Source organism: Vibrio sp. B172a (genome assembly GCF_030248355.1).
GTDB lineage: Bacteria > Pseudomonadota > Gammaproteobacteria > Enterobacterales > Vibrionaceae > Vibrio > Vibrio owensii.
This window is the reverse complement of record NZ_JAHGAC010000013.1, coordinates 77133-101178: the sequence shown is the minus strand read 5'-3', so window position 1 is coordinate 101178 and position 24046 is coordinate 77133. Positions and strand designations below refer to the sequence as shown.

The window sequence follows — 24046 nt, the reverse complement described above, 5'->3', positions numbered from 1 at the left end:
AGTGACTGGTGGATTATTCACCTACAGATGGAGCCAAGGCTGTTTTTTTTCAAGGGAGTTGGCAAAAACTGCATAAGAAAAAGGTATGAAAAGGAACTTGTGATATAGTTCACTGCTCTTTGTTGAGTAGTAATTTTATTGCAATTTTAGCAAGATAGAGTCGACACGCTTTCATTCATAGTGAAAGTCGACGGACGTAAGAATAAAGGAATCAATTCAGTGAAGCGTTTAGAGCTAAGTGCAGGATTATCAAGCAGCCCGCTACTGGCTCAGATTAAGTCCAACAATCACGTCATTCAAGCGAAACTAAGTTTGCTCTTAACTTGTCTATTTATAGCAATGACAGGTTGGATACTTGGTAAAGTGGTGTGGTTAGCAATGCCTCAAACCTCTGGTGTGACTCAATGGAAGCCATCAGCAAACGCTGTTGCGTCAACCAATAAAAAAGACGCGATTGATTTCAATGCCCTCCAAAATGCCAACTTGTTCGGAAAGTACACCGAGCAAAAGCCGGTCGTAGTAGAACAACCTGTCGTGCAAGATGCGCCTAAAACCCGCCTAAACCTAACACTTGTTGGTGCTGTTGCGAGCAGCAACGCAAAAACGAGTTTAGCGGTGATTGCAAACCGAGGTAAGCAGGCAACTTACGGCATTGGTGAAGAAATTGACGGCACGCGTGCAGAATTAAAAGCGGTTTTGGTTGATCGAGTGATCATTGATAACCAAGGTCGTGATGAAACCCTTATGTTGGAAGGCATCGAGTACAGCAAGTTGTCTGAGAGTCGTCCGGCAACTCGACCAAAAACAGCGAAAGCGGATAACTCATCCGCAGTGAGTGAAAAGGTCGACCAAATTCGTGCGGAAATTGCTAAAGATCCGCAAAGCGTATTCAAGTACATCAACATTTCTCCGGTTAAGAAAGACGGAGGAATCATCGGCTATCGCGTCTCACCAGGTCGTGATGCGGCGTTGTTTAATGATGTCGGTCTAAAACCTGGTGATATTGCGGTGCAATTAAACGGGATCGATTTAAGTGATCCTTCATCTTCAGTAGAACTGATGCAAGTGATGAACGATCCGCAAGAACTGAATTTGACTGTTGAGCGCGACGGCCAGCAGTACGACATCTATATCCAATTGTAATACTTAGGCAAGCTGCGTAAGTTCAGGGAGACATACGTGAAACATTGGTTTAGCAAAAGTGCTTGGTTACTTGCAGGGACACTACTCTGCGCTCCGGGTGCGATGGCGAACGAGTTTAGTGCAAGTTTCAAAGGCACTGACATTCAAGAATTCATCAACATTGTTGGTCGTAACTTAGAGAAGACCATCATTGTTGACCCGTCTGTACGCGGCAAGATCGACGTGCGCAGCTATGACGTTTTAAACGAGGAGCAATACTACAGCTTCTTTTTAAACGTATTAGAAGTGTACGGCTACGCTGTTGTTGAAATGGATAACGGTGTACTGAAAGTCATCAAATCGAAAGATTCAAAAACCTCTGCAATTCCTGTTTTGGGTGATGACAGCGCAAAAGGCGACAGCGTGATTACACGTGTGGTTGCGGTGCGTAACGTATCGGTTCGTGAACTTTCTCCGCTACTGCGTCAGCTGATTGATAACGCTGGTGCGGGTAACGTGGTGCATTACGATCCTGCTAACATCATTTTGATCACTGGCCGTGCAGCGGTCGTAAATCGTTTGGCTGAAATCATCAAACGTGTTGACCAAGCGGGTGATAAAGAAATTGAAGTCGTAGAGCTGAGAAATGCTTCTGCGTCTGAAATGGTGCGTATCGTTGATGCCCTGAACAAAACGACCAATCAAAAGAGCACGCCTGAATTCCTAGAGCCAAAAATCGTTGCGGATGATCGTACTAACTCAATCCTAATTTCTGGCGACCCTAAAGTGCGCGCGCGCTTGAAACGTTTGATTCGTCAGCTTGATGTGGAAATGGCGACCAAAGGCAATAACCGCGTGGTTTACCTAAAGTACGCGAAAGCAGAAGACTTGGTTGACGTACTAAAAGGCGTATCTGACAACCTGCAAGCGGAGAAGCAAGCGGGTCAAAAAGGCGCATCAAGTACACAACGTGGTCAAGTAGTGATTGCGGCTCACGAAGCAACCAACTCGCTAGTTCTGACTGCTCCGCCAGATATCATGATGGCGCTGCAAGATGTGATTTCTCAATTGGATATCCGTCGTGCACAGGTTCTGATTGAAGCGCTTATCGTTGAAATGTCTGAAGGCGACGGCATCAACCTTGGCGTTCAATGGGGTAACCTAGAGACAGGTGCGGTAATCCAATACGGCAACACTGGTGCGCAAATTGGTAACGTAATGGTTGGTCTTGAAGAAGCAAAAGATACAACTAAAGAAGAGAGTTACTGGAATAGTGACACCAACCAATGGGAAACTCGAAATTATACTGAAGAAGGTGACTATTCGACTCTAGCGGCAGCACTTGGTGGTGTTAACGGCGCAGCAATGAGCATCATGATGGGTGACTGGACAGCATTGATTACTGCTGTGTCATCGGATTCAAATTCAAACATTCTGTCTTCTCCAAGCATTACAGTGATGGATAACGGTGAAGCGTCCTTCATCGTTGGTGAAGAAGTGCCGGTAATTACAGGCTCGACTGCAGGCTCGAACAACGACAACCCATTCCAAACGGTTGACCGTAAAGAAGTCGGTATCAAACTGAAAGTCGTGCCTCAAATCAACGAAGGCGACTCGGTTCAGTTGAACATCGAGCAAGAAGTTTCTAACGTTCTGGGTGCAAACGGTGCGGTTGACGTACGTTTTGCCAAGCGTCAGCTAAACACCTCTGTGATGATCCAAGATGGTCAAATGCTAGTACTTGGTGGCTTGGTTGATGAGCGTGCACTGGAGAGTGAATCTAAAGTGCCACTACTGGGTGATATCCCAGTGATTGGTCAACTGTTCAAATCAACCAGCACGCAAACTGAGAAGCGTAACCTGATGGTATTCATCAAGCCAACCATCATCCGTGATGGTATGACGGCAGATGGTATTACTCAGCGCAAATACAACTTCATCCGTGCTGAACAGCTTTACAAAGCACAAGAAGGCTTGAAGCTAATGGATGACTCAAATATCCCAGTGATTCCTGAGTTTGGCCAAGATCGTAAGCATCCTGCTGAAATCCAAGCGTTCATTGATCAGATGGTAAAGAATAATGGTTGATATGTTAGACACAGCGCCAAGTATGCGTCGTCTGCCATTCAGTTTTGCCAATCGCTTTAAACTGGTTTTGGAGACGGAGCACCCTGAGCGCCCTCCAATTCTGTATTACGTAGAGCCGCTTAACCCTGCGGCTCTGGTTGAAGTACGTCGAGTACTGAAACAAAACTTTATTCCTCAAGTGATGGACAAAGAAGCGTTCGATAAAAAGCTCACTGAAGCATATCAACGTGACTCTTCTGAAGCTCGTCAGTTGATGGAAGACATTGGTGCAGACAGCGATGACTTCTTCTCGTTAGCAGAAGAACTACCTCACGACGAAGATTTGCTGGAATCTGAAGATGATGCGCCAATCATCAAATTGATCAACGCCATGCTGGGTGAAGCGATCAAAGAGGGGGCGTCGGATATCCATATCGAGACGTTCGAGAAAACCCTTTCGATTCGTTTCCGTGTTGATGGTGTACTGCGTGAAGTTCTAACCCCAAGCCGTAAGTTGGCACCTTTGCTGGTTTCTCGTGTGAAGGTTATGGCGAAACTCGACATTGCTGAAAAACGCGTACCTCAAGATGGTCGTATTTCTCTGCGAATCGGTGGTCGTGCGGTAGACGTTCGTGTATCTACCATGCCTTCGTCGCATGGTGAGCGTGTGGTAATGCGTCTATTGGATAAGAACGCTACTCGTCTTGACTTGCATAGTTTGGGTATGACGCCTTCAGTGCATGACAACTTCCGTCACCTGATTGGTCGTCCTCACGGCATCATCTTGGTAACCGGTCCGACAGGCTCGGGTAAGTCGACGACCTTGTACGCGGGCTTGCAAGAGATCAACAGCAACGAACGCAACATTCTAACGGTTGAAGACCCTATCGAATTTGATATTGATGGCATCGGCCAAACGCAGGTAAACCCGAAAGTCGATATGACTTTTGCGCGTGGTCTGCGTGCGATTCTTCGTCAAGACCCGGATGTAGTGATGGTCGGTGAGATCCGTGACTTAGAGACCGCACAGATTGCGGTGCAAGCCTCTTTGACTGGTCACTTGGTTATGTCGACACTACACACCAACACGGCTGTGGGTGCGATTACTCGTCTGCGCGACATGGGTATTGAACCATTCCTGATTTCTTCTTCACTACTGGGCGTGCTTGCACAGCGTCTGGTTCGTACGCTTTGTTCTGACTGTAAAGAACCATACGAAGCGGACAAAGAGCAGAAGAAACTGTTTGGTTTGGAAGAACATGAATCGCTCATTTTGCATCGAGCTAAAGGTTGTGAAGTGTGTAACCACAAAGGGTATCGTGGACGTACTGGTATTCACGAACTTTTGATGGTGGATGAAAAAGTCCAAGAACTGATCCATAGCGAAGCGGGTGAGCAAGAGATTGAGAAAACCGTTCGCCAGCATACGCCAAGTATTCGTAGCGACGGCCTGAGTAAAGTCAGTCGTGGTATCACTTCTCTTGAAGAAGTCATGCGAGTGACCAAGGAAGCGTAATGGCAGCATTTGAATACAAAGCGCTGGACGCGAAAGGCAAACAGAAGAAAGGCACCATCGAGGGTGATAACGCTCGTCAGGTGCGCCAACGCCTAAAAGAGCAGGGTATGATTCCTGTCGAGGTGATGGAAGCCAAAGCGAAAGCCGCTAAGTCTTCAGGCGGGTCAGTTGGGTTCAAACGAGGCATCAAAACCGCAGAGCTTGCGTTGATTACGCGTCAGCTTTCGACCTTGGTTCAATCGGGGATGCCACTGGAAGAATGTTTGAAGGCTGTTTCAGAGCAAGCTGAAAAGCCACGTATTCGTTCGATGATTGCCGCGGTGCGCTCAAAAGTCACCGAGGGTTACCCTCTGGCCGACAGTTTGGGTGACTACCCACATGTTTTCGATGAGCTTTACCTTTCGATGGTGGCAGCGGGTGAAAAATCTGGTCACTTGGATACAGTGCTAGAACGCTTGGCTGATTATGTAGAAAACCGCCAAAAGATGCGTTCTAAGTTGCTGCAAGCCATGATTTACCCTGTGGTATTGGTGGTGTTTGCTGTTGGTATCGTCTCTCTGTTGCTGTCTTCTGTCGTACCTAAAATCATTGAACCAATTATTCAAATGGGACAAGAGTTGCCTCAATCGACGCAATTCCTGTTGTCTGCAAGTGAGTTTGTCCAAGAATGGGGGCTTATCATCTTTGTCGTGGTGGTGGTGCTCTTCTATGGCCTTAAACTCGCATTACAGAAACCAAATTTTCGCTTGGCTTGGGACCAAAAAATTCTCAGTCTGCCGTTGATTGGTAAGATTTCTCGCGGTCTGAATACCTCACGATTTGCTCGCACCTTGTCGATTTGTACCTCAAGTGCGATTCCTATTCTTGAAGGGATGCGAGTCGCGGTCGACGTTATGTCGAACCGTTATGTAAAACAACAGGTCTTAGTTGCGGCAGACAACGTGCGAGAAGGTGCAAGTCTGCGCAAAGCCCTTGATCAAACTCGCTTGTTCCCACCAATGATGCTACACATGATTTCAAGTGGTGAGCAAAGTGGTGAGCTTGAAAGCATGTTGACGCGAGCGGCGGACAACCAAGACCAAAACTTTGAATCGACGGTCAACATTGCACTTGGCATTTTTACTCCAGTATTGATTGCCCTGATGGCGGGCTTGGTACTTTTCATCGTAATGGCGACATTGATGCCAATGTTGGAAATGAATAACTTAATGAGCGGATAGAATTCGAGTTAAGACGTGTCTATTGAAGGCATGGCTTGAATCTAACTTTCGGAGAAAATAATGAAATTTAAACGCAGTAAGCAACAAGGCTTTACACTTCTAGAAGTGATGGTTGTTGTGGTTATCCTAGGTATTTTGGCGAGTGTTGTTGTTCCTAACTTGCTGGGTAACAAAGAAAAAGCAGACCAACAGAAAGCGATCACAGACATCGTAGCATTGGAAAACGCGTTGGACATGTACAAGTTGGATAACAGCGTTTACCCAACGACTGACCAAGGTCTAGATGCATTGGTGAACAAACCTTCTAACCCAGAACCGCGCAACTACCGTGACGGTGGTTACATCAAGCGTCTTCCATCTGATCCATGGGGCAACGAGTACCAATACCTAAGCCCTGGCGACAATGGCACGATTGATATCTTCACTCTAGGCGCTGACGGCCAAGAGGGCGGTGAAGGTCCAGCTGCAGATATCGGCAACTGGAACATGCAAGATTTCCAATAAGCGCTAGCTGAAACCAGCACTAATGAAGCAAATGCAAAAACATCTCGGTTTTACATTGATAGAAATTCTATTGGTGCTGGTTTTGTTATCTCTTACCGCCGTGGCGGTGATCGCTACCTTGCCTACTAGTCAGAAAGACCTTTCCAAACAATACGCGCACAGTTTTTTTCAACGCTTACAGCTACTTAATGAAGAAGCCGTGTTAAGTGGTAAAGACTTTGGTCTGCGCGTTGATGATGTTAAATCCACCTACACCTTGTTGAGCTTGACCCAAGATGGTTGGCAGCCACTTGAGTTAAAGCAAATTCCAAGTGAGACAAAACTCGAAGGGGATATTTCATTGCAATTGGATTTAGGCGGTGGTGCTTGGGATAAAGACGATCGATTGTTCGAGCCTGGCTCTCTGTTTGATGAAGACATGTTTGCTGAGGAAGAGGACAAAGAGAAGAAGAAAGTGAAACCACCTCAAGTGTTCATTTTCTCAAGTGCTGAGATTACGCCATTCTCCCTATCTTTCTTTCCTGAAGAAGGAGATGCATTCAACGATGGTTGGCGAATCATTGGTAAAGAAACAGGCGAAATCAAATTGTTAGCGCCTGGGGAAGAAGCGGAAGACGATGACAATTCGATATTCTAAGCCAAGCCGTATTGGCTCGTCGCATCGCAACACACGAGGTATGACATTACTTGAAGTGCTGGTCGCCCTAGCGATCTTCGCAACGGCAGCGATCAGTGTGATTCGCTCAGTGAGTCAGCACATCAATACTGTCAGTTATTTAGAAGAAAAAATGTTTGCAGCCATGGTTGTGGATAACCAAATGGCCAATGTGATGCTCTCGACCGAAAAGCTTAAAGCGAAAAACGGTACAGAAGAATTAGCAGGGCGCACTTGGTATTGGAAAGTCACACCGGTAGCCACTGCGCAGCCATTGCTGAAAGCATTTGATGTTAGTGTCGCGACAGATAAAAAAGCGAGCCCAGTTGTCACGGTGAGAAGTTATGTTGCTGAATAACAAGCGATATAAAGCTCGCAGCTCAAAGTTCAATCGAGGTTTTACCTTGATTGAAGTACTCGTATCGATTGCGATTTTTGCCAGCATGAGTGTCGCCGCTTACCAAGTGGTATCGCAAGTGCAGCGCAGCAATGTGTTGTCTCAAGAGCGAACCCAACGTCTCAATGAACTACAGCGCGCGATGGTCATGATGGATAACGACTTCCGTCAAATGGCAATGCGTCAAATGCGTACTAACGGTGAAGAGCCTTCAAGCCAACTGCTGTTTTGGTCGGATTACTTGCTAGATTCTGATGCGAAAGGCGTGATGTTTGCGCGTTTGGGTTGGCATAACCCACAGCAGCAATTTCCACGCGGTGAGGTGACTAAGGTTGGCTATCGCATCAAAGATGAAGTCTTACAGCGTGTGTGGTGGCGATACCCTGATACACCAACAGGGCAAGAAGGTGTGATTACACCACTGCTAACACAGGTCGAAGAATTTGATATGCGCTTCTTTGACGGAAAGTCGTGGAAGAAAACGTGGGAAAACGGCCGTGAACTGCCAAAAGCCGTTTCAGTGATATTGAAGCTGAAAGATTATGGTGAGATTACTCGCACTTACCTGACGCCGGATGGCAAGCTCAATCCGGGTGGAGAAGATGATTCTTCAGGCAATGACTCATCAGGGGGCAGCAATGATGGCTAATCGTCAGCGCGGAGTTGCGCTCCTTATTGTCCTGATGCTGCTTGCGATTATGACAACAGTAGCCGCGAGTATGTCAGAGCGATTGTTTTTGCAGTTTCAGCGTGGTTCGAATCAAATTAATTACCAACAAGCTTACTGGTATAGCTTGGGGGTAGAAGCGTTAGCTGAGATTGGTATCGAACAAAGTTATGAAGACGACGATACCATTAACTTAAGCCAGCCTTGGGCAATCAAAGAGCAAGTTTATCCGCTTGATTACGGACAGGCTTTAGGTCGCATTGTTGATAAGCAAGCCTGCTTCAATATGAACGTCCTCGCGAGTGTGCAGCCAACGGGTGAACAAACGACGCGTCCATACTTAGTGCAAGTGTTCCAACGTTTGATGGAAGAAATGGATGTGGAGCCTTACCAAGCTGAAGTGATCGCCGATTCGACGTGGGAATACGTTGATAGTGACAGTACAGTGCGCTCAACCGCGGGTGTGGAAGACAGTACTTACGAAGCGATGAAACCGCAGTACTTGCCACCCAACGGTTGGATGGCGGATGCCAGTGAACTGCGCGCGGTGTACCAAGTTAGTGGAGACATCTACCAAAAAATTGCTCCGATGATTTGTGCGCTTCCGAGCGATGATTGGCGCTTAAACGTCAATACCATAGAAGTCGAGCAAGCGCCTATTTTGGTTGCCATGTTTACCCCAGGCTTGAGCAGCAGCGATGCTGTTCAGCTGATAGAAAAGCGTCCTTTCGATGGCTGGGAAAGCGTCGATGAATTTTTGTCAGAGTCAGAATTAGCTGGCCTGAGCGATGATGTAAAGAAAAATGCCCGAGGCTACTTAGGAGTCGATAGCTCCTTTTTTGAATTGGATGCACAAGTGCTGGTGGATGAATCCCGTGTACGTATCCGAAGCCTTTTGCAAAGTACAGATAGAGAAACGGTGACTGTCGTTCGCCGTCGTTTTGGAGGAATCAGTGAGCGAGTTTCTGACCGTTCGGCTGAGTAGCGAACAACAAAGTACCATTCCATGGTTGGTGTGGTCGACACAACAGCAAGAAGTGATTGCCAGTGGTGAGATTGCCGGATGGGAACATCTGGATGAACTGGTCGCGTATGCCGATCAGCGACAAATTATCGCGCTATTAGCAAGCCACGATGTTGTGTTAACAGAAGTGGATATCCCACCGGGTGCTGCACGTCAGTTTGACAGTATGCTGCCTTACTTGGTGGAAGACGAAGTCGCGCAAGACGTGGACAACCTGCATTTCACCGTTTTAGATAAGCAAGCAGAAAGCGCACAAGTGTGTGCCGTGGAGCGAGCTTGGATTCAAACCATTTTGCAGCGTTTTGCCAGCCAAGGTCTTGTAATAAAGCGAATGCTACCTGACGTATTAGCTATGCCAGTGGACGCAGAAGCGAGCTCTGCAGCACTCTTGGGTGAGCAATGGTTGATTCGCCACTCTCAAACTCAAGGTGCAGTGGTTGATGCTTCATGGCTAGACCTTTATTTATCTGCCTACTTACAAAGCCACGAAGGTTGGAAGCTGGACTGTTACAGTTCGCTGCCTGAATCAAGCGTGCCAGACATTTGGGTATCAAAGCCTGAAGAAATGACCATGGCGTTGTTGGCAAAGGGCACAACAGAAAGCAAGGTTAACCTACTTTCTGGCGCGTTTAAGCCTAAATCGTCTTGGGGCAAGTACGTTAAGGTTTGGCAGAAAGCCGCAATAGCCGCTGGTGTGTTGCTGGTTGTTTTGGTTGGTCAGCAACTGTTAATGGTGCATAAATACGAAGCGCAAGCTCAAGCTTATCGTGAAGAGAGTGAGCGTATCTTCCGTCAAATCTTCCCAGACAAACGACGCATCCCAACAGTTAGCTACTTGAAGCGCCAAATGACGGATGAAGAACGTCGTCTGTCTGGTGGATCAAGTGATGTGGCGATGTTGTCTTGGATCGCGGCTTTGCCAGCAACATTGGGACAGGTTAATGACCTACAAATCACCAGTTTCAAATACGACGGTCAACGTGGTGAGGTTCGCATTCAAGCGAGCAGTTCTGACTTCCAGCCATTCGAGCAAGCTCGAGTCAAATTGGCGGAGAAGTTTAACGTTGAACAAGGCCAACTGAACCGCAACGGCAATGTTGTGATGGGCAGTTTTGTGTTGAAGCGTCAGTGAGGTGATGATGAAGAATTTAATCGCACAAGCTCAGACTTGGTGGAGTAGCATCTCACAACGTGAGCAGCGTTTGGTAATGGGTGGTGGCATTATTGCCATTATCGGGATGATTTATTGGGGAGTATTACAACCAATGAATCAACGTGCAGAGCTAGCACAATCCCGAATCCAAAGTGAAAAACAACTGCTGACTTGGGTACAAGATAAAGCCGATGATATCAGCGCATTGCGTAAAAGTGGTGGTGTAAGCTTTTCTAATCAGCCATTGAACCAAGTGGTGTCTTCATCCGCTCGTCGTTACAAGGTGGAGTTGATCCGTGTACAACCACGTAATGACAGTGTTCAGGTATGGATTAAGCCTTTGGCATTCAACCAAATGGTCGATTGGTTGCGTTATCTAAAAGAACAACAAGGGATTGAGGTGGAATTCCTAGACATCGATCGTACCGACCAAGCGGGTATGATTGACGTAAACCGCCTGCAATTTAAGCGAGGTTAAGGTGAAGAAAGCCGTTCTTTATGTGGTGATTTTTATTGCCTTTTTCTCAACCAGTTTGATTGCTGGTTTGCCAATTTCTTGGGTGCTACAACAAGTGCCAAGCGTAAGAGGTCTCGACATTCAAGGTGCGCAAGGCACAGTTTGGCAAGGCCGAGCATCAAGCGTACGTTGGCAGCGTCAGAACTTAGGTGAAGTGAACTGGGATTTCCAACTTTCCAGTTTGTTTACCGGTAAAGCGGAATTCGCCGTCCGTTTCGGTCGCGGGAGCGATATGGATGTGCGTGGTCGTGGCTTGGTTGGCTACAGCTTAACTGGCGGGCCATACGCGGAAAACTTAGTCGCGTCGATTCCTGCGGCAAAAGTGGTGGAGCAAGCACGTCTTCCTGTACCGGTTGGCGTTGAAGGTCAGCTTGAGTTGAACATCCGTCATGCGACTTACGCAGCGCCCTGGTGTAAGACAGCAGAAGGTACGTTAGTTTGGAGTGCGAGTGGCATTCAAAGCCCCCTTGGTAGCCTTGAACTTGGTCCTGTCATTGCTGATTTAAATTGTAAAGACAGCGTGCTATCGGCATCGGGTGAGCAAAAGAGCAAGCAAGTTTCAGCCGCATTTTCTGCTGAGCTAATGCCAAATCAACGCTACTCTACCAAAGCGTGGTTTAAGCCGGGGGCAGAGTTCCCATCAGGCATGAGCGATCAACTTAAATGGTTGGGCAATCCAAACGCTCAAGGCCAATACGAGTTTGATTACAAAGGGCGTTTTTAGCCACACTTAAAAACCACAACATCTTTAAAGAGCTGCCAGCGTGCAGCTCTTTTTGTTTTTGGATCATAGTAGGCCAAACCCTCCATTCGCTGTACAAGAAATCCAAGGATTACTTTTCTTCTACATAAGTGTCTGATTTTTATTGAATAATTGAAATTCGCACAGCTATGGTAGTATTTGGAACATGGTAGGCCAAATACTCCTAACGCTGTACAAGAATAAAAAAGAAAGGCCACGAAGTCGATTCGTGGCCTTTTTAAAAATCTAGCAATGCAGGTTGGATTAGGGTCAGTCTTTGCGCTGTAGAATCTCATCCCAAGGCAAATCCGCATCGCCCAGTACGATGAAGTTTGGGTTCTCCAATGTCTCGCGCTCATTGTAAGAAAGCGGCTCAAGTTGCGTGCTGAGAATGCGTCCGCCCGCCTCTTCAACAATGCATTGTGTAGCTGCGGTATCCCACTCGCCAGTTGGACCTAGACGTAAGTAACAATCCACAGCTCCTTCAGCGACAAGACAGGCTTTGAGTGCGGCAGAGCCAAGTGGAATCAAGTCATAGTTCCAAGCGCTACTCATGCGGCTCGTGATGCGGTTGATGTCTTGGCGACGGCTGATTGCGATGGCGATGTTTTGTCCAGGCTGCTCATGTTTGTGAGTGTGGATTTTCACGCTCTCTGACATGTCTGGAATCTTCCAAGCGCCTTTACCGCTGTATGCGTAGTAAGTCACGCCAGAAACCGGGCCATAAACTACACCCATGGTTGGTTTGTTGTTGTCGATTAGCGCAATAATAGTCGCGAAGTCACCGCTGCGTGCGATGAACTCTTGGGTGCCATCTAGCGGGTCGACAAGCCAGTAACGTTCCCATTGCCCACGTTGCTCTAAGCTGATATCCGCCGCTTCTTCAGAGAGGACAGGGATATCTGGGGTGAGTTCGCTCAAGCGTTCAGTAATCAGTTTATGCGCCGCGATATCAGCGCTGGTGACTGGGGTCTCGTCACTTTTGGTGTAGGCTTCGTACTGCTTTTTCTCGTAGATATCGAGAATTAATTGACCTGCACTGCGCGCAATTTCGATGACTTGCGGGAGCAGGTGAGATAAATCTTTTGTCATTGGCATAGGTAATGGTCCTTCCTCACTTTTATGAATCAGCTCTTCGGCTGTTATTGGTTGTGAGTGGTGTTTTGTAAGTGTCTTAGTGCCAACATCAACGCTGTGATGCTTCTTGCTTCACAAAAATCCAAGTGTGTTAAAAGCTCTTCTGCTTGAGCGAGTGGCCAACGAACAATGTCTAGTGGCTCAGGCTCATCGCCTTCTTGTTTTTCTGGATAAAGGTTCTGCCCCAAAAACAGTGTCATTTTGCTCGAGAAATAAGAAGGAGCAAGAATCACCTGTTTGAGTGGTGTCAGGTCATTAGAACCAAAACCGATCTCTTCTTTTAACTCTCGGTCAGCCGCTTGTTGTGGTGTTTCACCTGGGTCGATCAAGCCTTTTGGAAAGCCGAGCTCGTAGCGTTCTGTACCTGCAGCGTATTCACGAACCAAGAGTAAGTCGCCTTGCTCAGTCACAGGAACAACCATCACGGCATCACGCCCACTCGGTTTCATGCGTTCATAAGTACGTAGTTCGCCATTAGAGAAGCGAAGGTCGAGGGCTTCCACAGCAAACAGCTTAGATTGTGCGACCGTCTGACAAGAGAGGATCTCTGGTGGGGTCCTTTTCGACATAACGCTGGCTCCTTAGTATCGTTAACTCATCGAGGAAATGAGATTTCTTAATATATGAGAAGAAAGCTCGAGTTTCTAGCGTGATGATTCAGCATAACGCAATTGAAAACAAAAATGGGAGGCAAGTGCCTCCCATTTCTCGTCGATATGCATTGCTAGTAAGTCATCAGCGACTTAGTAGTAAGAGTGATCACCACGGTCGTGCTCGGTAGCATCACGAACAGCAGTTAGCTCACCAACGAATTGGTTCAAAAGCTCTTTCTCGATGCCTTCTTTTAGAGTCACATCAACCATTGAACAACCGTTACAACCACCACCGAATGCAACGATAGCGATGCCGTCGTCTGTGATTTCAACTAGGTTTACGTGACCACCGTGACCTGCAAGTTGCGGGTTCACTTGAGTTTGGATTACGTACTCAACACGTTCTACAAGTGGAGCGTCATCCGCGACTTTACGCATTTTTGCGTTTGGCGCTTTTAGCGTTAGTTGAGAACCCATTTTGTCAGTAACAAAATCGATTTCAGCGTCTTCAAGGAAAGGAAGGCTTAGCTCATCAATGAATGCAGAGAAACCGCTGTAAGGGATTTCAGTGTCAGTGCCTTCAACCGCTTCTGGTGGGCAGTAAGACACGCCACACTCTGCGTTTTGTGTTCCTGGGTTAACAACGAAAACTCGAATGTTAGTGCCTTCAGGCTGTTGGCCTAAAAGGTTGGCGAAATGCGTTTGCGCAGTTTCTGTAATAGTAATATTTGACACGACGAATACCTGAGTAAATTTGTAGGCTATTGCTGCTATTCTACTCCTGTTGACGGCTCGGTCTAGTCTTTTTGATGCTAAGACATGGCGAAGCGATCTAGAGTGAGCCCGGGGCAGGAGTTCTGCAGATGCAGTAAATATCGATGCTTTCTACGCCAACTTCAAGTAGTAAATGACATAATTGTCGGACCGTACTACCTGTTGTAACCACATCATCCACAATCGCGACGTGGGAAAAGTTCACCTCACCTTGTAGGGTAAATGCCCCTTTTAAATTCTGTTCACGACTGGCTTTTTTGTTTCCTCGTTGCGATTGGACGCTTTTAACGCGTTTAAATACCTTATCTTCATATCGCACATCTAAATGGTGGGCGAGGTGTTTGGCTAGAATATGGCTTTGGTTAAATCCTCGCTTTAAATAACGTTGCCAATGTATTGGTACACAAGTAATCACTGGAGCTGGGTGTTCAATTCGTTCGGCCAGCAATTGAGTGAGTGCGCCGACATGCCATGCCTCGCCATGATCTTTAAAGCGTTGTACTTGGTTAGATAATGGGAAATCATAATCCCCCAACGTATACAAACGTTGCCAAGGTGGTGGCTCTTTCAGGCACCCACCGCACTCTGTTGAGGTATGTGATTCCTCTTTTGTCATTTTTAAACCACAGCGAGTGCAGCGTTTGATGGGGGCAAGGTGTTCAAAACAACGGTCGCACCAACGCATTGGGTTTGGTTTCTGTTCAGCGGAGATCGGAAATCGACACAAACCACATTGGCTGCCAAGTACGCGGTGCATGATGTTTTGCCATTGATGAGATAACATACAATCCATCCAAGGTGAGCGAGTCATCAGACTAAAGCTTGGATTACGTGGTAAGGAATAAGATAAGTGGGAGAGAACGAGAGCATGAGCACGAATTTACACTGGCAGTCATTTGGTCAAGGACCAGATTTGGTGTTGCTTCATGGTTGGGGCATGAATGGTGCGGTATGGCAGCAGACGGTCGAGTCTCTTCAACCTTATTTCCGAGTGCATGTGGTCGACCTTCCGGGGTACGGGCACAGCGCAGAATCTCACGCTGAAGACTTAGCAAAAATCGCTGACCTTGTTCTGCAAGACGCGCCAGAGAAAGCAGTTTGGCTTGGCTGGTCATTAGGTGGCTTGGTGGCAACCCACATAGCACTTAATGCTCCGCAGCGTGTGAGCAAATTAATCACGGTAGCCAGTTCACCAAAATTTGCTGCTGAACGTCCTTGGCGTGGCATTCAACCTAACGTGCTGACTGCATTCACCGATCAATTGCTGGAAGACTTCTCTGTCACTATTGAGCGCTTTATGGCGCTGCAAGCGATGGGCAGTCCGTCTGCGCGCAAAGACGTTAAGCAACTCAAGCAAGCGGTACTATCACGTCCACAGCCGAACCCTGATTCGTTGTTGGTTGGTTTGAATATTCTTGCCGATGTGGATCTGCGCGATGCTTTGGCCTCCCTTTCGATGCCGATGCTGCGCCTTTATGGTCGACTTGATGGTTTAGTGCCAATCAAAGTGGCAAGTGACTTGAGTGAGAAGTTGCCGAGTACTCAGCAGTTTGTTTTCAATCAATCTTCTCATGCGCCGTTCATGACCGAACATGAAGCGTTTTGTCTCCAAGTACGAGAATTTGCTGCTTAATTAGCGAGCCTACAAATCTAAGCGAATAAAACCCTAAAGCTGTTTAAAAATTGGTCGATATAAGTTTTAGCGGACTCTTCTTGTGGAAGGAGTTTGCTGTATTGACGAGTTGGGCGACTCTGAGGAGGGTTCGCAATGATTGTGTCACCGGCTAACGTAAGCGTGCCACTGATCGCCCCATCCGTTAATGTGCAGACGGAACAAGCTGCTCGTGACAATAAAGTCCGAGAACCTGTGACGCCAACAGTCGCACTGGCGAAAACCAATGCGGAGCGCAAAGTAAAAAGTGATGAGAAGCGGCGACGCCAATCCTCGTGGGACCCATCGGAGCATCCAGACTACGAAGTGGAACCCGAGGTGGATACCCGTTATCACGAAGAACCAGAAGACACGCTAGAACGTCTGTTCGGCTTGCTTGCGCTCAAGAGTTACAGCGAAGATCAGGGTAAGGGCTACGCGATACGCTTTCGATTACCTAAGCGCATTTTGGATGCTGCGGTCAAAGAGGGATTGATGGAAAAGCGCAGGAAGGTGATTAAGTTTCATTATGGTCACTCGGTCGCGCCCCATACACCGTCAGAAGTGATAGCAGTATTATGACGACTCAATATCCTACTCAAATAAAAACGCTCCAAGCAGATTAACTGATTGGAGCGTTTTCTTTTTAGCAATGAAAACGAGTTAGCGGTGTAGCCTCGTTATTAGTGGTGAAGCTTAGACGAAATTACTTTTTCGCTTTAGCAAACGCTGCTGCAAAAGCACCACCCATTGCGCTGTTAGATGATGAGTCATCACGGCGAGGCTGACGACGTTGCGGTTGGTCATTACGACGCGGCGCTGCTGATGAGCGCTGGCTGCGGTTGTCTTGACCCGGTTCGTCGTTCATACGCATCGATAGGCCAATACGCTTACGTTGCACGTCTACTTCCATCACTTTCACTTTAACGATGTCGCCTGCTTTCACCACTTCACGTGGATCAGACACAAAGCGATCTGTCAGTGCTGAGATGTGTACTAGACCATCTTGGTGAACGCCAATATCAACAAAGGCACCAAAGTTGGCTACGTTCGATACTACGCCTTCTAGAATCATGCCCGGTTCCAAGTCAGAAACTGAGTTTACGCCTTCTGCGAACGTTGCCGTTTTGAATTCTGGACGCGGGTCACGACCCGGCTTATCTAGCTCTTTGATGATGTCTGTAATGGTTGGAACACCGAAGTTATCGTCGGTGTAATCGACCGCATGCAGACCTTTTAGGAAGCTTGAATCGCCAATCAGTGCTTTGATGTCTTTGTTGTTCTTCTCAGAGATTGCTTTTACCACTGGGTACGCTTCTGGGTGAACTGCAGATGCATCAAGTGGGTTCTTACCATCCATAATGCGTAGGAAGCCCGCACACTGCTCGAATGCCTTAGGACCTAAACGAGGTACTTTCTTCAAGGTTGTACGTGCTTCGAAACGACCGTTTTCATCACGGAAATCGACAATGTTCTGCGCGATGGTGCTCGACAAGCCCGCTACGCGCGTCAGTAGTGCTGCAGAAGCGGTGTTTACGTCAACACCAACCGCGTTTACACAGTCTTCCACAATCGCATCTAGGCGTTTTGCCAGCATTGATTGGCTAACATCGTGCTGGTACTGACCCACACCGATCGACTTAGGATCGATTTTCACTAGCTCAGCCAGTGGGTCTTGCAGACGACGAGCAATCGACACTGCACCACGCAAAGATACGTCCATATTCGGGAATTCTTTCGCTGCAAGCTCGGATGCTGAGTAAACCGATGCACCCGCTTCACTCACGATGATTTTCTGAACTTTCAGGTTGCCACGTTTGATGACGTCTGCGACAAAGCTGTCGGTTTCACGTGAAGCCGTGCCGTTACCGATCGCAATCAAATCCACGTTGTACTTGCGCACCAACTGATCAACGATTTGCGCTGATTTATCGTATTGCTTTTGTGGTGGGTGAGGGTAGATGGTTTCGGTTGCAAGCACTTTACCAGTCGGATCGACAATAGCGATCTTCGAGCCCGTGCGCAGACCCGGATCGAGACCAAGTGTTGCACGAGGACCTGCCGGTGCTGCCATCAACAAGTCTTTAAGGTTTGTAGCGAATACTTCAATTGCTTCGATCTCTGCGCGCTCTTTCATTGCGCCCATTAGCTCGGTTTCCATGTGCATCGATACTTTGATACGCCATGCCCAGCTGATCACTTGCTTACGCCAGGTATCTGCAGGTGCGCTGCTAAGTGTCACGCCGTAGTGGTCTGCAATGATAGTTTCGCAGTAAGACTGACGAACGCCTTCTTCCTGTTCTGGATCGGCATTCATTGCCAATGTCAGGAAGCCTTCGTTACGACCACGTAGCATCGCCAGTGCGCGGTGCGATGGTACTTTGCTTAATGGCTCGTTGTGGTTGAAGTAATCTTTAAACTTCTCACCTTCTTGCTCTTTGCCTTCAACGACGCGAGCACCCATTTCCGCATTGCGGTTTAGGTGACCACGGATTTTCTCTAGCAGGTTTGCGTCTTCCGCGATGCGTTCCATGATGATCGCGCGAGCGCCATCCAGTGCGGCTTTGGTGTCTGCCACGCCTTTGTCTGCATCAAGGTATTTACTTGCTTCGCTTTCTGGCTCAGTTTGCGGATGATTCCAAAGTTGGTCTGCAAGTGGCTCAAGACCGGCTTCAATCGCGATCTGACCTTTGGTGCGACGCTTTGGTTTGTAAGGTAGATACAAGTCTTCAAGACGAGTCTTGCTGTCTGCCTGAGTGATTTCTTGTTCTAGCTCTGGCGTAAGTTTGCCTTGCTCTTGGATCGATTTCAGGATGGTTTGACGGCGATCGTCTAGTTCACGAAGGTAAGACAGACGGCTGTCTAGAGTACGCAGTTGGGTATCATCAAGGCCGCCCGTCACCTCTTTACGGTAACGTGCAATAAATGGGACCGTGTTACCGTCATCAATAAGGGTTACAGCAGCGTTGACTTGCTCAGGGCGAACATTCAGCTCTTGAGCAATCATGCGACAGATAGCTTGGCTCATCCGTGTATTCTCTTTAATTCTGTTTGGGTATTGGTTGTGTATAGAACATTGGGGTCATTCATGGAATTTGCAATGTTTTAAACTAGTAACTCAAAAATTTACCGAGCGCTGGTGGACATCAGTCAGATTTGTGTCAAAACTGTAATTAAATTGAGAACTTATACATTTGGTTATCGACTAACCCCTGTACCTTAGCTCATACGGAAAACAATGATGAAGAAAATGTCTTTGGCTTTGGCGCTCTCTAGTGCCTTATTAGCGACGCCGTTCGCTTGGTCGCAACCCCTTTCTGCGACCACTCAAGATCCTATCTATCAACTTGATGACAAACTGGTTTTAGGTCGTGTAGAAAGTGTTTACTACAGCGACATTCCTGAGCTAAGCGATGTGCCATTTATCGGTAAGATCGATACTGGTGCCGATACCACATCAATGCACGCTGAAAACATCCACGTCAGCAGTAGCAACCCTGAATACAAAAGTCTGAAAGACGATAAATTGATGTGGGCGATCATCGATGACCTTGGTGGGACGAAAGCCAAGTGGGATGCAGACAGCTTCAAACCCTACCAAGTGACTGTGAGCTTTACGATTCATCATCCGTACACGGGCAAAGAAATTAAGATCACCGATGATCTTGAACGCATCAGTGCGATCCGTAGCCGTACCAGTGAAAAACCAATTTTGCGCCCGACGGTAAAAATGCCGATGACCATTGCAGGACACACGGTCGATACTGTGGTGAACCTGACCAAGCGTACTCAATTTTCAGCGCCGATTTTGATTGGTAAAACTTACCTCGATAACAACGCGTGGGTGTTTGCTGGTTATGATTACCTGCAAGAGCAGCCAAATGCACAAATGATCGGTAAGAAAGAAACGGTGAATGTTGAAGGCGTGCCATATCGCATCAGTATTTCTACTACCAGTCGCTACACCAACGTGCATGCGCTGAACATCAAGGTCGATAAGAAGAAAAAACAAGTCTCTTTCACCCTTGAAGGCGAGAACGGTAAGCGTCACCCAATGACGTTGCCGCTTGTTCGCATGCTGAAAACCAGCAAGAGTGAGCGTCCTTTGGTGTACCTACCAGTGCAAGTGAGTGAAACTGAGACGCAACAATGGCTGGTCTATCTGCGTGATCGCAGCGGCTTTAGTTCGCAAATCCGTTTGGGCAAAGACGTGGCAAGTCAGCACTTCGTAATTGATACCGATAAAGAGAACTTGCTAGGCGGGGTCGAGAAATCATTCAAGAGCGCGCTTAAATCAAAACCATTGGTTATCTCTCCTGAAGAGACAGTGAATATCGATGGTCACGTGTTATCTGCTTATCCAACTTTTGCGGTGAAGACTCCGCTGCTGCGTGTGGATGGTTTTGAACTGACCGAGAAAGACAAAAAAGAAGTCGTGACCTTCTACCTGCCAAGCTCGAAAGGCAAGGAAGAGAAAATCACTAAACGCGTACTGAAGAAGCTCAAAGTAGGAGATTCGGTTCGCCCAGTTGTTGAGGGGGAATTCCTGTTTGGTGATGAAGAGAAGACCATCGACTTCGCGATTGATGTTTTAGAGAAAGACGACCAAGAACAGCCGTTCTTTGTTTTCGGCCACAACATGGCGAAAGGTGGTGTGCTGCTGAATACTCGCGCTGACCACTTACTCGATGCGCGTCCACTGTTCAAAGCGGGTCACATTGAAGTGGCAGAAGTGGAAGGTATGTCTTTCCCTGTGAAATTGGATACAGGCGCGGATGTGAGCTCAATTAATGCCAAGAACATCAAACAGTTCAAGAAAGATGGTAAAGACATGGTGAGCTTCACTTACGAGAACGATAGCGGTATGAAGAAAGAGTTTACCAAGCCCGTTGTCGACGTGATGCGCATCAAAGCCAAGAAAGGTGAGAAAGCCAACGTGCGCCCTGTAGTGGAGATGCACGTTAAGCTTGGCGAATTAGAGAAGAAGATTCGAGTTAATTTGCAAGACCGTAGCCGCTTCCATTACAGCATGATTCTGGGTAAGAACTTCTTGAAACACGGTGCGATCGTTGCCAGCGATACCAACTACATTGTGACCGAGAAGCCTGACTACGAAGAGTAACCCTCAAGGTTGATATTCAAAACGCAAAAGCCGCACTAAAGAGTGCGGCTTTCTTCTTATCGGGTCATTCAATCAATTTTCTTCGGCTTGGTAACGAATACTATTGATAAACCATTCTTTGTAGCCTTCCGGCGTTCTTACTGTGAATTCGTCATCGACTTCTTTTTTTAGTAGCGCACGAGCCATTGGGGAATCAATCGAGATATAACCTTTTGCATCACCATAGATTTCATCGGGACCAACGATACGGAAATTCTTCACATCGCCCGCTTCATTCTCAATTTCCACCCAAGCACCAAAGAATACTTTGCCTTCCTGCTGAGGTGAGTAATCCACCACTTTGACTTGCTCTAGGCGCTTTCGTAAGTATCTGACACGACGGTCAATTTCACGCAGGCGTTTTTTATTGTACTGGTAATCTGCGTTTTCACTTCGGTCGCCCAAGCTTGCTGCCCAAGTGACTTTTTTGGTGACTTCAGGGCGTTCTTCTCGCCATAAAAAGTCGAGTTCTGTTTTTAGGCGATTGTAGCCTTCACGGGTAATTAAATTGGTTTTCATTAGAAGTAAATCAGCCGTTATTGGATTCTGCCGATAATATACCCAAGTAACCTCAAGATGCTAGGTTCAGCGAGAATGACTTGGTTTGTAGACGCGGCGGCGATTTAAAGGTCTAGTGGGCCTAAATCAAGAATCGGCAACAAAGTATACAAGCCAAGACAACTCGCCCTTCGGGAGCGTGTCATTGACCCGACTTCTGCGTCAAACAACTTGGGAAGAGCTGGCTATTACACTGCGTTGTTTTCCTTGATCTCGAATCAATGACAGCGCTCTGAATCCTGTATCTTGAAGTCACTTGGGTATAGCAGCCTTGATTTTGTCTGACTGTAAATTGTTGTGATGAGGAGAAAAATAATGCGAAACATCGAAATAATTCATCAAAACCGTGGCTAAGATAAAAAGAGTAACAATTTGAACAAGCACGTTTGAAAAAACAGTGATACATTTTTGACTATAGATGCCTCTGAAAGGATGTTTCAATGCAGGAAAATCATAAAATATTAGTGGTTGATGACGATGCTCGTTTGCGTGCTCTGTTGGAGCGTTACCTTTCTGAGCAAGGTTTTCAAGTGAGAAGTGTCGCTAACGGCGAGCAGATGGACCGTCTTCTGACCCGTGAAAACTTCCACCTTATGGTGTTGGATTTAATGTTGCCGGGCGAAGATGGCTTATCGATTTGTCGTCGTCTACGTCATGCCAACAACATGCTACCTATTCTGATGCTGACAGCGAAAGGCGATGAAGTCGATCGTATCGTTGGCCTTGAAGTGGGTGCAGACGATTACCTACCAAAACCGTTCAACCCGCGTGAGCTGCTGGCTCGTATTAAAGCAGTACTTCGCCGTCAAACGGTTGAACTGCCAGGTGCGCCAAGTACGGAAGAGAAAGTGGTTGAGTTCGGTGACTTCCGCCTGAACCTCGGTACGCGTGAAATGTTCCGTGGTGATGAAGCGATGCCACTGACTTCGGGTGAATTCGCAGTGCTGAAAGCGCTAGTGACCAACGCTCGTGAGCCGATGTCGCGTGATAAGCTGATGAACATGGCTCGTGGTCGTGAATACTCAGCGATGGAGCGTTCTATCGACGTTCAAATCTCACGTCTACGCCGCATGCTAGAAGACGACCCAAGCAAACCACGCTACATCCAAACGGTATGGGGCTTGGGTTACGTGTTCGTTCCAGACGGCAAAGAAGCGTAATACCTTCTAAGGCCTGCCGATAATACTCGGCTGCTCATATTCCACCCTCAAGCCTCCTTCCTGTTTGAGGGCTGGAAACTCGCAATTAATGTTGTTCACTAGGAACAGTCCATTAGGGATCCTCCATGCGAATCCGAAGTTCATTTACACAATCCATTTTGCTGTTCATCTCTTTGCTTCTCGCTAGCCAAGTCTTTTCTTACTACGCCGTTTTTAACTACGCGTTGATGCCAAGTTTGCAGCAGTTCAACAAAATTCTCGCCCACGAGTTGAATCTAGTACTCGATGAAGATGGTCTACTCAAAGCTGATGCTCCGCTGCGCCACCAACTGCTGGAAAACTTGGGTGTGACGGTACACAGCGTTGATAGCGAGATGATGAATGAGTTCAATCATGCGATGTCGATTGATTTGATGTCGGAAGAGATGACGCAAGAGCTCGGCTCACCAACAGAAGTGCGTTTGCTGCTTGGCAGTGAAAGCTACATTCTGTGGATGCGCATCGATCAGTTACCTAACTCCATCATCCGTATTCCGCTTTCTGAACTGCAAGAAGAAGATTTTGCTCCGCTGTTCCGTAACAGCTTGATCATGGCGCTTCTTATTATTGCTGGTGGCTGGTTGTTTATCCGTTTGCAAAACCGACCTTTGATTGCGCTAGAAAAAGCCGCGAAAGGAGTAGGTCGAGGCGAAATTCCACCGCCGTTGCCGGAGAAAGGTGCTTCAGAAATCCGCTCTGTCACTCGCGCATTCAACCAGATGTCGAAAGGTATTCAAGAACTGGAAGAAGATCGTGCGCTACTAATGGCAGGCATCAGTCACGACTTGCGTACGCCACTGACGCGTATTCGCCTCGCGACAGAAATGATGTCACCTGAAGACAGTTACCTAGCCGAAGGCATCATCAGTGATACCGAAGAGTGTAACGAGATCATCAGTCAGTTTATGGACTACCTCAAGCCAGTAAATAAAGAGTCGTTTGAGCAGGTGGATATCAATACCATCACCAGCGATGTGGCAACGTCGGAAGGGGGTTATGAAGTCGAAATTGAAACGGACCTCAACCCAACGATGCCAACCGCAAAAGGCAGCCCAATCGCGATCAAACGTGCGGTGAGTAACCTCGTGGTCAATGCTCTGCGTTATGGTAATGGCTGGGTGAAAATCAGTACGGGCGTCACTGCCGACAAACAGTTGGTGTGGGTATGCGTTGAAGACAACGGTCCGGGCATCGAGCAGTCGCAAATCGCCAAGCTGTTTGAACCTTTTACTCGTGGTGATACGGCGCGAGGCAGTGAAGGGACCGGTTTGGGCTTAGCCATTGTGAAGCGTATCGTTAGCCAACACTCTGGTTCGGTTGTGGTACGTAACCGTAGTGAAGGTGGCTTAATCGCGCAAATCAGTTTCCCAACCAAGTAAGCGTTCTTCG

23 protein-coding genes are annotated in these 24046 nt (G+C 47.4%); 17 read left to right on the top strand and 6 right to left on the bottom strand.

Translation table 11 applies throughout. The features are described from left to right. Positions 1–219 precede the first annotated feature (219 nt). From gspC to KIT90_RS14300, 12 genes are read left to right on the top strand one after another with little or no spacing between them, the layout of a single operon-like run. Entirely contained in the window at positions 220–1143 is a 924-nt protein-coding gene (gene gspC, locus KIT90_RS14355) for a type II secretion system protein GspC (RefSeq protein WP_285377235.1), read from the top strand. A gap of 36 nt (positions 1144–1179) precedes the next feature. Then, positions 1180–3210, top strand: a complete 2031-nt coding sequence (gene gspD / locus KIT90_RS14350) for a type II secretion system secretin GspD (protein ID WP_045414269.1) — start codon at positions 1180–1182, stop codon at positions 3208–3210. Next, the gene (gspE, locus tag KIT90_RS14345) at positions 3203–4705 is read left to right on the top strand and encodes a type II secretion system ATPase GspE (RefSeq protein WP_005434497.1); all 1503 of its coding nucleotides are present in this window, start codon (positions 3203–3205) and stop codon (positions 4703–4705) included. The genes gspD and gspE overlap by 8 nt, the downstream gene beginning before the upstream one ends. Beyond that, complete coding sequence (gspF, locus tag KIT90_RS14340; RefSeq protein ID WP_005434495.1) at positions 4705–5925, top strand: type II secretion system inner membrane protein GspF; 1221 nt, start codon at positions 4705–4707, stop codon at positions 5923–5925. The genes gspE and gspF overlap by 1 nt, the downstream gene beginning before the upstream one ends. Before the next feature lie 60 nt (positions 5926–5985). Further along, positions 5986–6429, top strand: coding sequence for a type II secretion system major pseudopilin GspG (gspG, locus tag KIT90_RS14335; protein WP_005434493.1), 444 nt, complete (start codon positions 5986–5988; stop codon positions 6427–6429). Between the two features lie 22 nt (positions 6430–6451). Further along, the gene (locus tag KIT90_RS14330; RefSeq protein ID WP_005434491.1) at positions 6452–7066 is read left to right on the top strand and encodes a prepilin-type N-terminal cleavage/methylation domain-containing protein; all 615 of its coding nucleotides are present in this window, start codon (positions 6452–6454) and stop codon (positions 7064–7066) included. Beyond that, entirely contained in the window at positions 7047–7442 is a 396-nt protein-coding gene (gene gspI / locus KIT90_RS14325; protein ID WP_020195437.1) for a type II secretion system minor pseudopilin GspI, read from the top strand. The genes KIT90_RS14330 and gspI overlap by 20 nt, the downstream gene beginning before the upstream one ends. Continuing rightward, complete coding sequence (gene gspJ / locus KIT90_RS14320) at positions 7429–8130, top strand: type II secretion system minor pseudopilin GspJ (protein ID WP_264404084.1); 702 nt, start codon at positions 7429–7431, stop codon at positions 8128–8130. Before gspI ends, gspJ begins: the two co-directional genes overlap by 14 nt. Next, a complete protein-coding gene (gene gspK / locus KIT90_RS14315; RefSeq protein ID WP_038894010.1) occupies positions 8123–9133 on the top strand; it encodes a type II secretion system minor pseudopilin GspK in 1011 nt (336 codons plus the stop codon). Before gspJ ends, gspK begins: the two co-directional genes overlap by 8 nt. Further along, entirely contained in the window at positions 9102–10304 is a 1203-nt protein-coding gene (gene gspL / locus KIT90_RS14310) for a type II secretion system protein GspL (RefSeq protein ID WP_020195434.1), read from the top strand. The genes gspK and gspL overlap by 32 nt, the downstream gene beginning before the upstream one ends. Before the next feature lie 7 nt (positions 10305–10311). Beyond that, positions 10312–10803, top strand: a complete 492-nt coding sequence (locus tag KIT90_RS14305) for a type II secretion system protein M (protein WP_009707965.1) — start codon at positions 10312–10314, stop codon at positions 10801–10803. Between the two features lies 1 nt (position 10804). Then, positions 10805–11566: a type II secretion system protein N gene (locus KIT90_RS14300; RefSeq protein ID WP_039985610.1), complete on the top strand. Its 762-nt coding sequence runs from the start codon at positions 10805–10807 to the stop codon at positions 11564–11566. A gap of 288 nt (positions 11567–11854) precedes the next feature. On the opposite strand, the gene cysQ is transcribed toward KIT90_RS14300, so the two are convergent. The 4 genes from cysQ to KIT90_RS14280 all read right to left on the bottom strand — a co-directional run bounded on the left by cysQ (position 11855) and on the right by KIT90_RS14280 (position 14872). Then, the gene (cysQ, locus tag KIT90_RS14295) at positions 11855–12682 is read right to left on the bottom strand and encodes a 3'(2'),5'-bisphosphate nucleotidase CysQ (RefSeq protein ID WP_005434478.1); all 828 of its coding nucleotides are present in this window, start codon (positions 12680–12682) and stop codon (positions 11855–11857) included. Positions 12683–12726: 44 nt separating this feature from the next. Then, a complete protein-coding gene (nudE, locus tag KIT90_RS14290) occupies positions 12727–13290 on the bottom strand; it encodes an ADP compounds hydrolase NudE (RefSeq protein WP_020195431.1) in 564 nt (187 codons plus the stop codon). Positions 13291–13464: 174 nt separating this feature from the next. After that, positions 13465–14049: a Fe-S biogenesis protein NfuA gene (gene nfuA / locus KIT90_RS14285; protein ID WP_005434470.1), complete on the bottom strand. Its 585-nt coding sequence runs from the start codon at positions 14047–14049 to the stop codon at positions 13465–13467. A 97-nt stretch (positions 14050–14146) separates the two neighbouring features. Continuing rightward, positions 14147–14872 carry a ComF family protein gene (locus KIT90_RS14280; RefSeq protein ID WP_285377226.1) on the bottom strand — a complete coding sequence of 242 codons (726 nt, stop codon included), beginning with the start codon at positions 14870–14872 and terminating at the stop codon, positions 14147–14149. Between the two features lie 84 nt (positions 14873–14956). Between KIT90_RS14280 and bioH the strand changes: the two genes are divergently transcribed. Both bioH and KIT90_RS14270 read left to right on the top strand, forming a co-directional pair. Further along, on the top strand, positions 14957–15721 hold the full coding sequence (bioH, locus tag KIT90_RS14275; protein ID WP_285377225.1) for a pimeloyl-ACP methyl ester esterase BioH: 765 nt from the start codon (positions 14957–14959) through the stop codon (positions 15719–15721). Between the two features lie 135 nt (positions 15722–15856). After that, positions 15857–16321, top strand: coding sequence for a hypothetical protein (locus tag KIT90_RS14270; RefSeq protein WP_005430182.1), 465 nt, complete (start codon positions 15857–15859; stop codon positions 16319–16321). A gap of 124 nt (positions 16322–16445) precedes the next feature. On the opposite strand, the gene KIT90_RS14265 is transcribed toward KIT90_RS14270, so the two are convergent. Beyond that, on the bottom strand, positions 16446–18767 hold the full coding sequence (locus tag KIT90_RS14265; RefSeq protein ID WP_285377223.1) for a Tex family protein: 2322 nt from the start codon (positions 18765–18767) through the stop codon (positions 16446–16448). 210 nt (positions 18768–18977) lie between these two features. Between KIT90_RS14265 and KIT90_RS14260 the strand changes: the two genes are divergently transcribed. After that, entirely contained in the window at positions 18978–20861 is a 1884-nt protein-coding gene (locus KIT90_RS14260) for a RimK/LysX family protein (RefSeq protein ID WP_005434462.1), read from the top strand. Between the two features lie 72 nt (positions 20862–20933). Here KIT90_RS14260 and greB read toward each other — a convergent pair whose 3' ends face one another. Continuing rightward, the gene (greB, locus tag KIT90_RS14255) at positions 20934–21419 is read right to left on the bottom strand and encodes a transcription elongation factor GreB (protein WP_285377221.1); all 486 of its coding nucleotides are present in this window, start codon (positions 21417–21419) and stop codon (positions 20934–20936) included. A gap of 479 nt (positions 21420–21898) precedes the next feature. On the opposite strand from greB, the gene ompR reads away from it, so the two are divergent. After that, on the top strand, positions 21899–22618 hold the full coding sequence (ompR, locus tag KIT90_RS14250; RefSeq protein WP_005430151.1) for a two-component system response regulator OmpR: 720 nt from the start codon (positions 21899–21901) through the stop codon (positions 22616–22618). Positions 22619–22743: 125 nt separating this feature from the next. Beyond that, positions 22744–24036: a two-component system sensor histidine kinase EnvZ gene (gene envZ, locus KIT90_RS14245; RefSeq protein ID WP_045368237.1), complete on the top strand. Its 1293-nt coding sequence runs from the start codon at positions 22744–22746 to the stop codon at positions 24034–24036. The last annotated feature ends 10 nt before the right edge of the window (positions 24037–24046 follow it).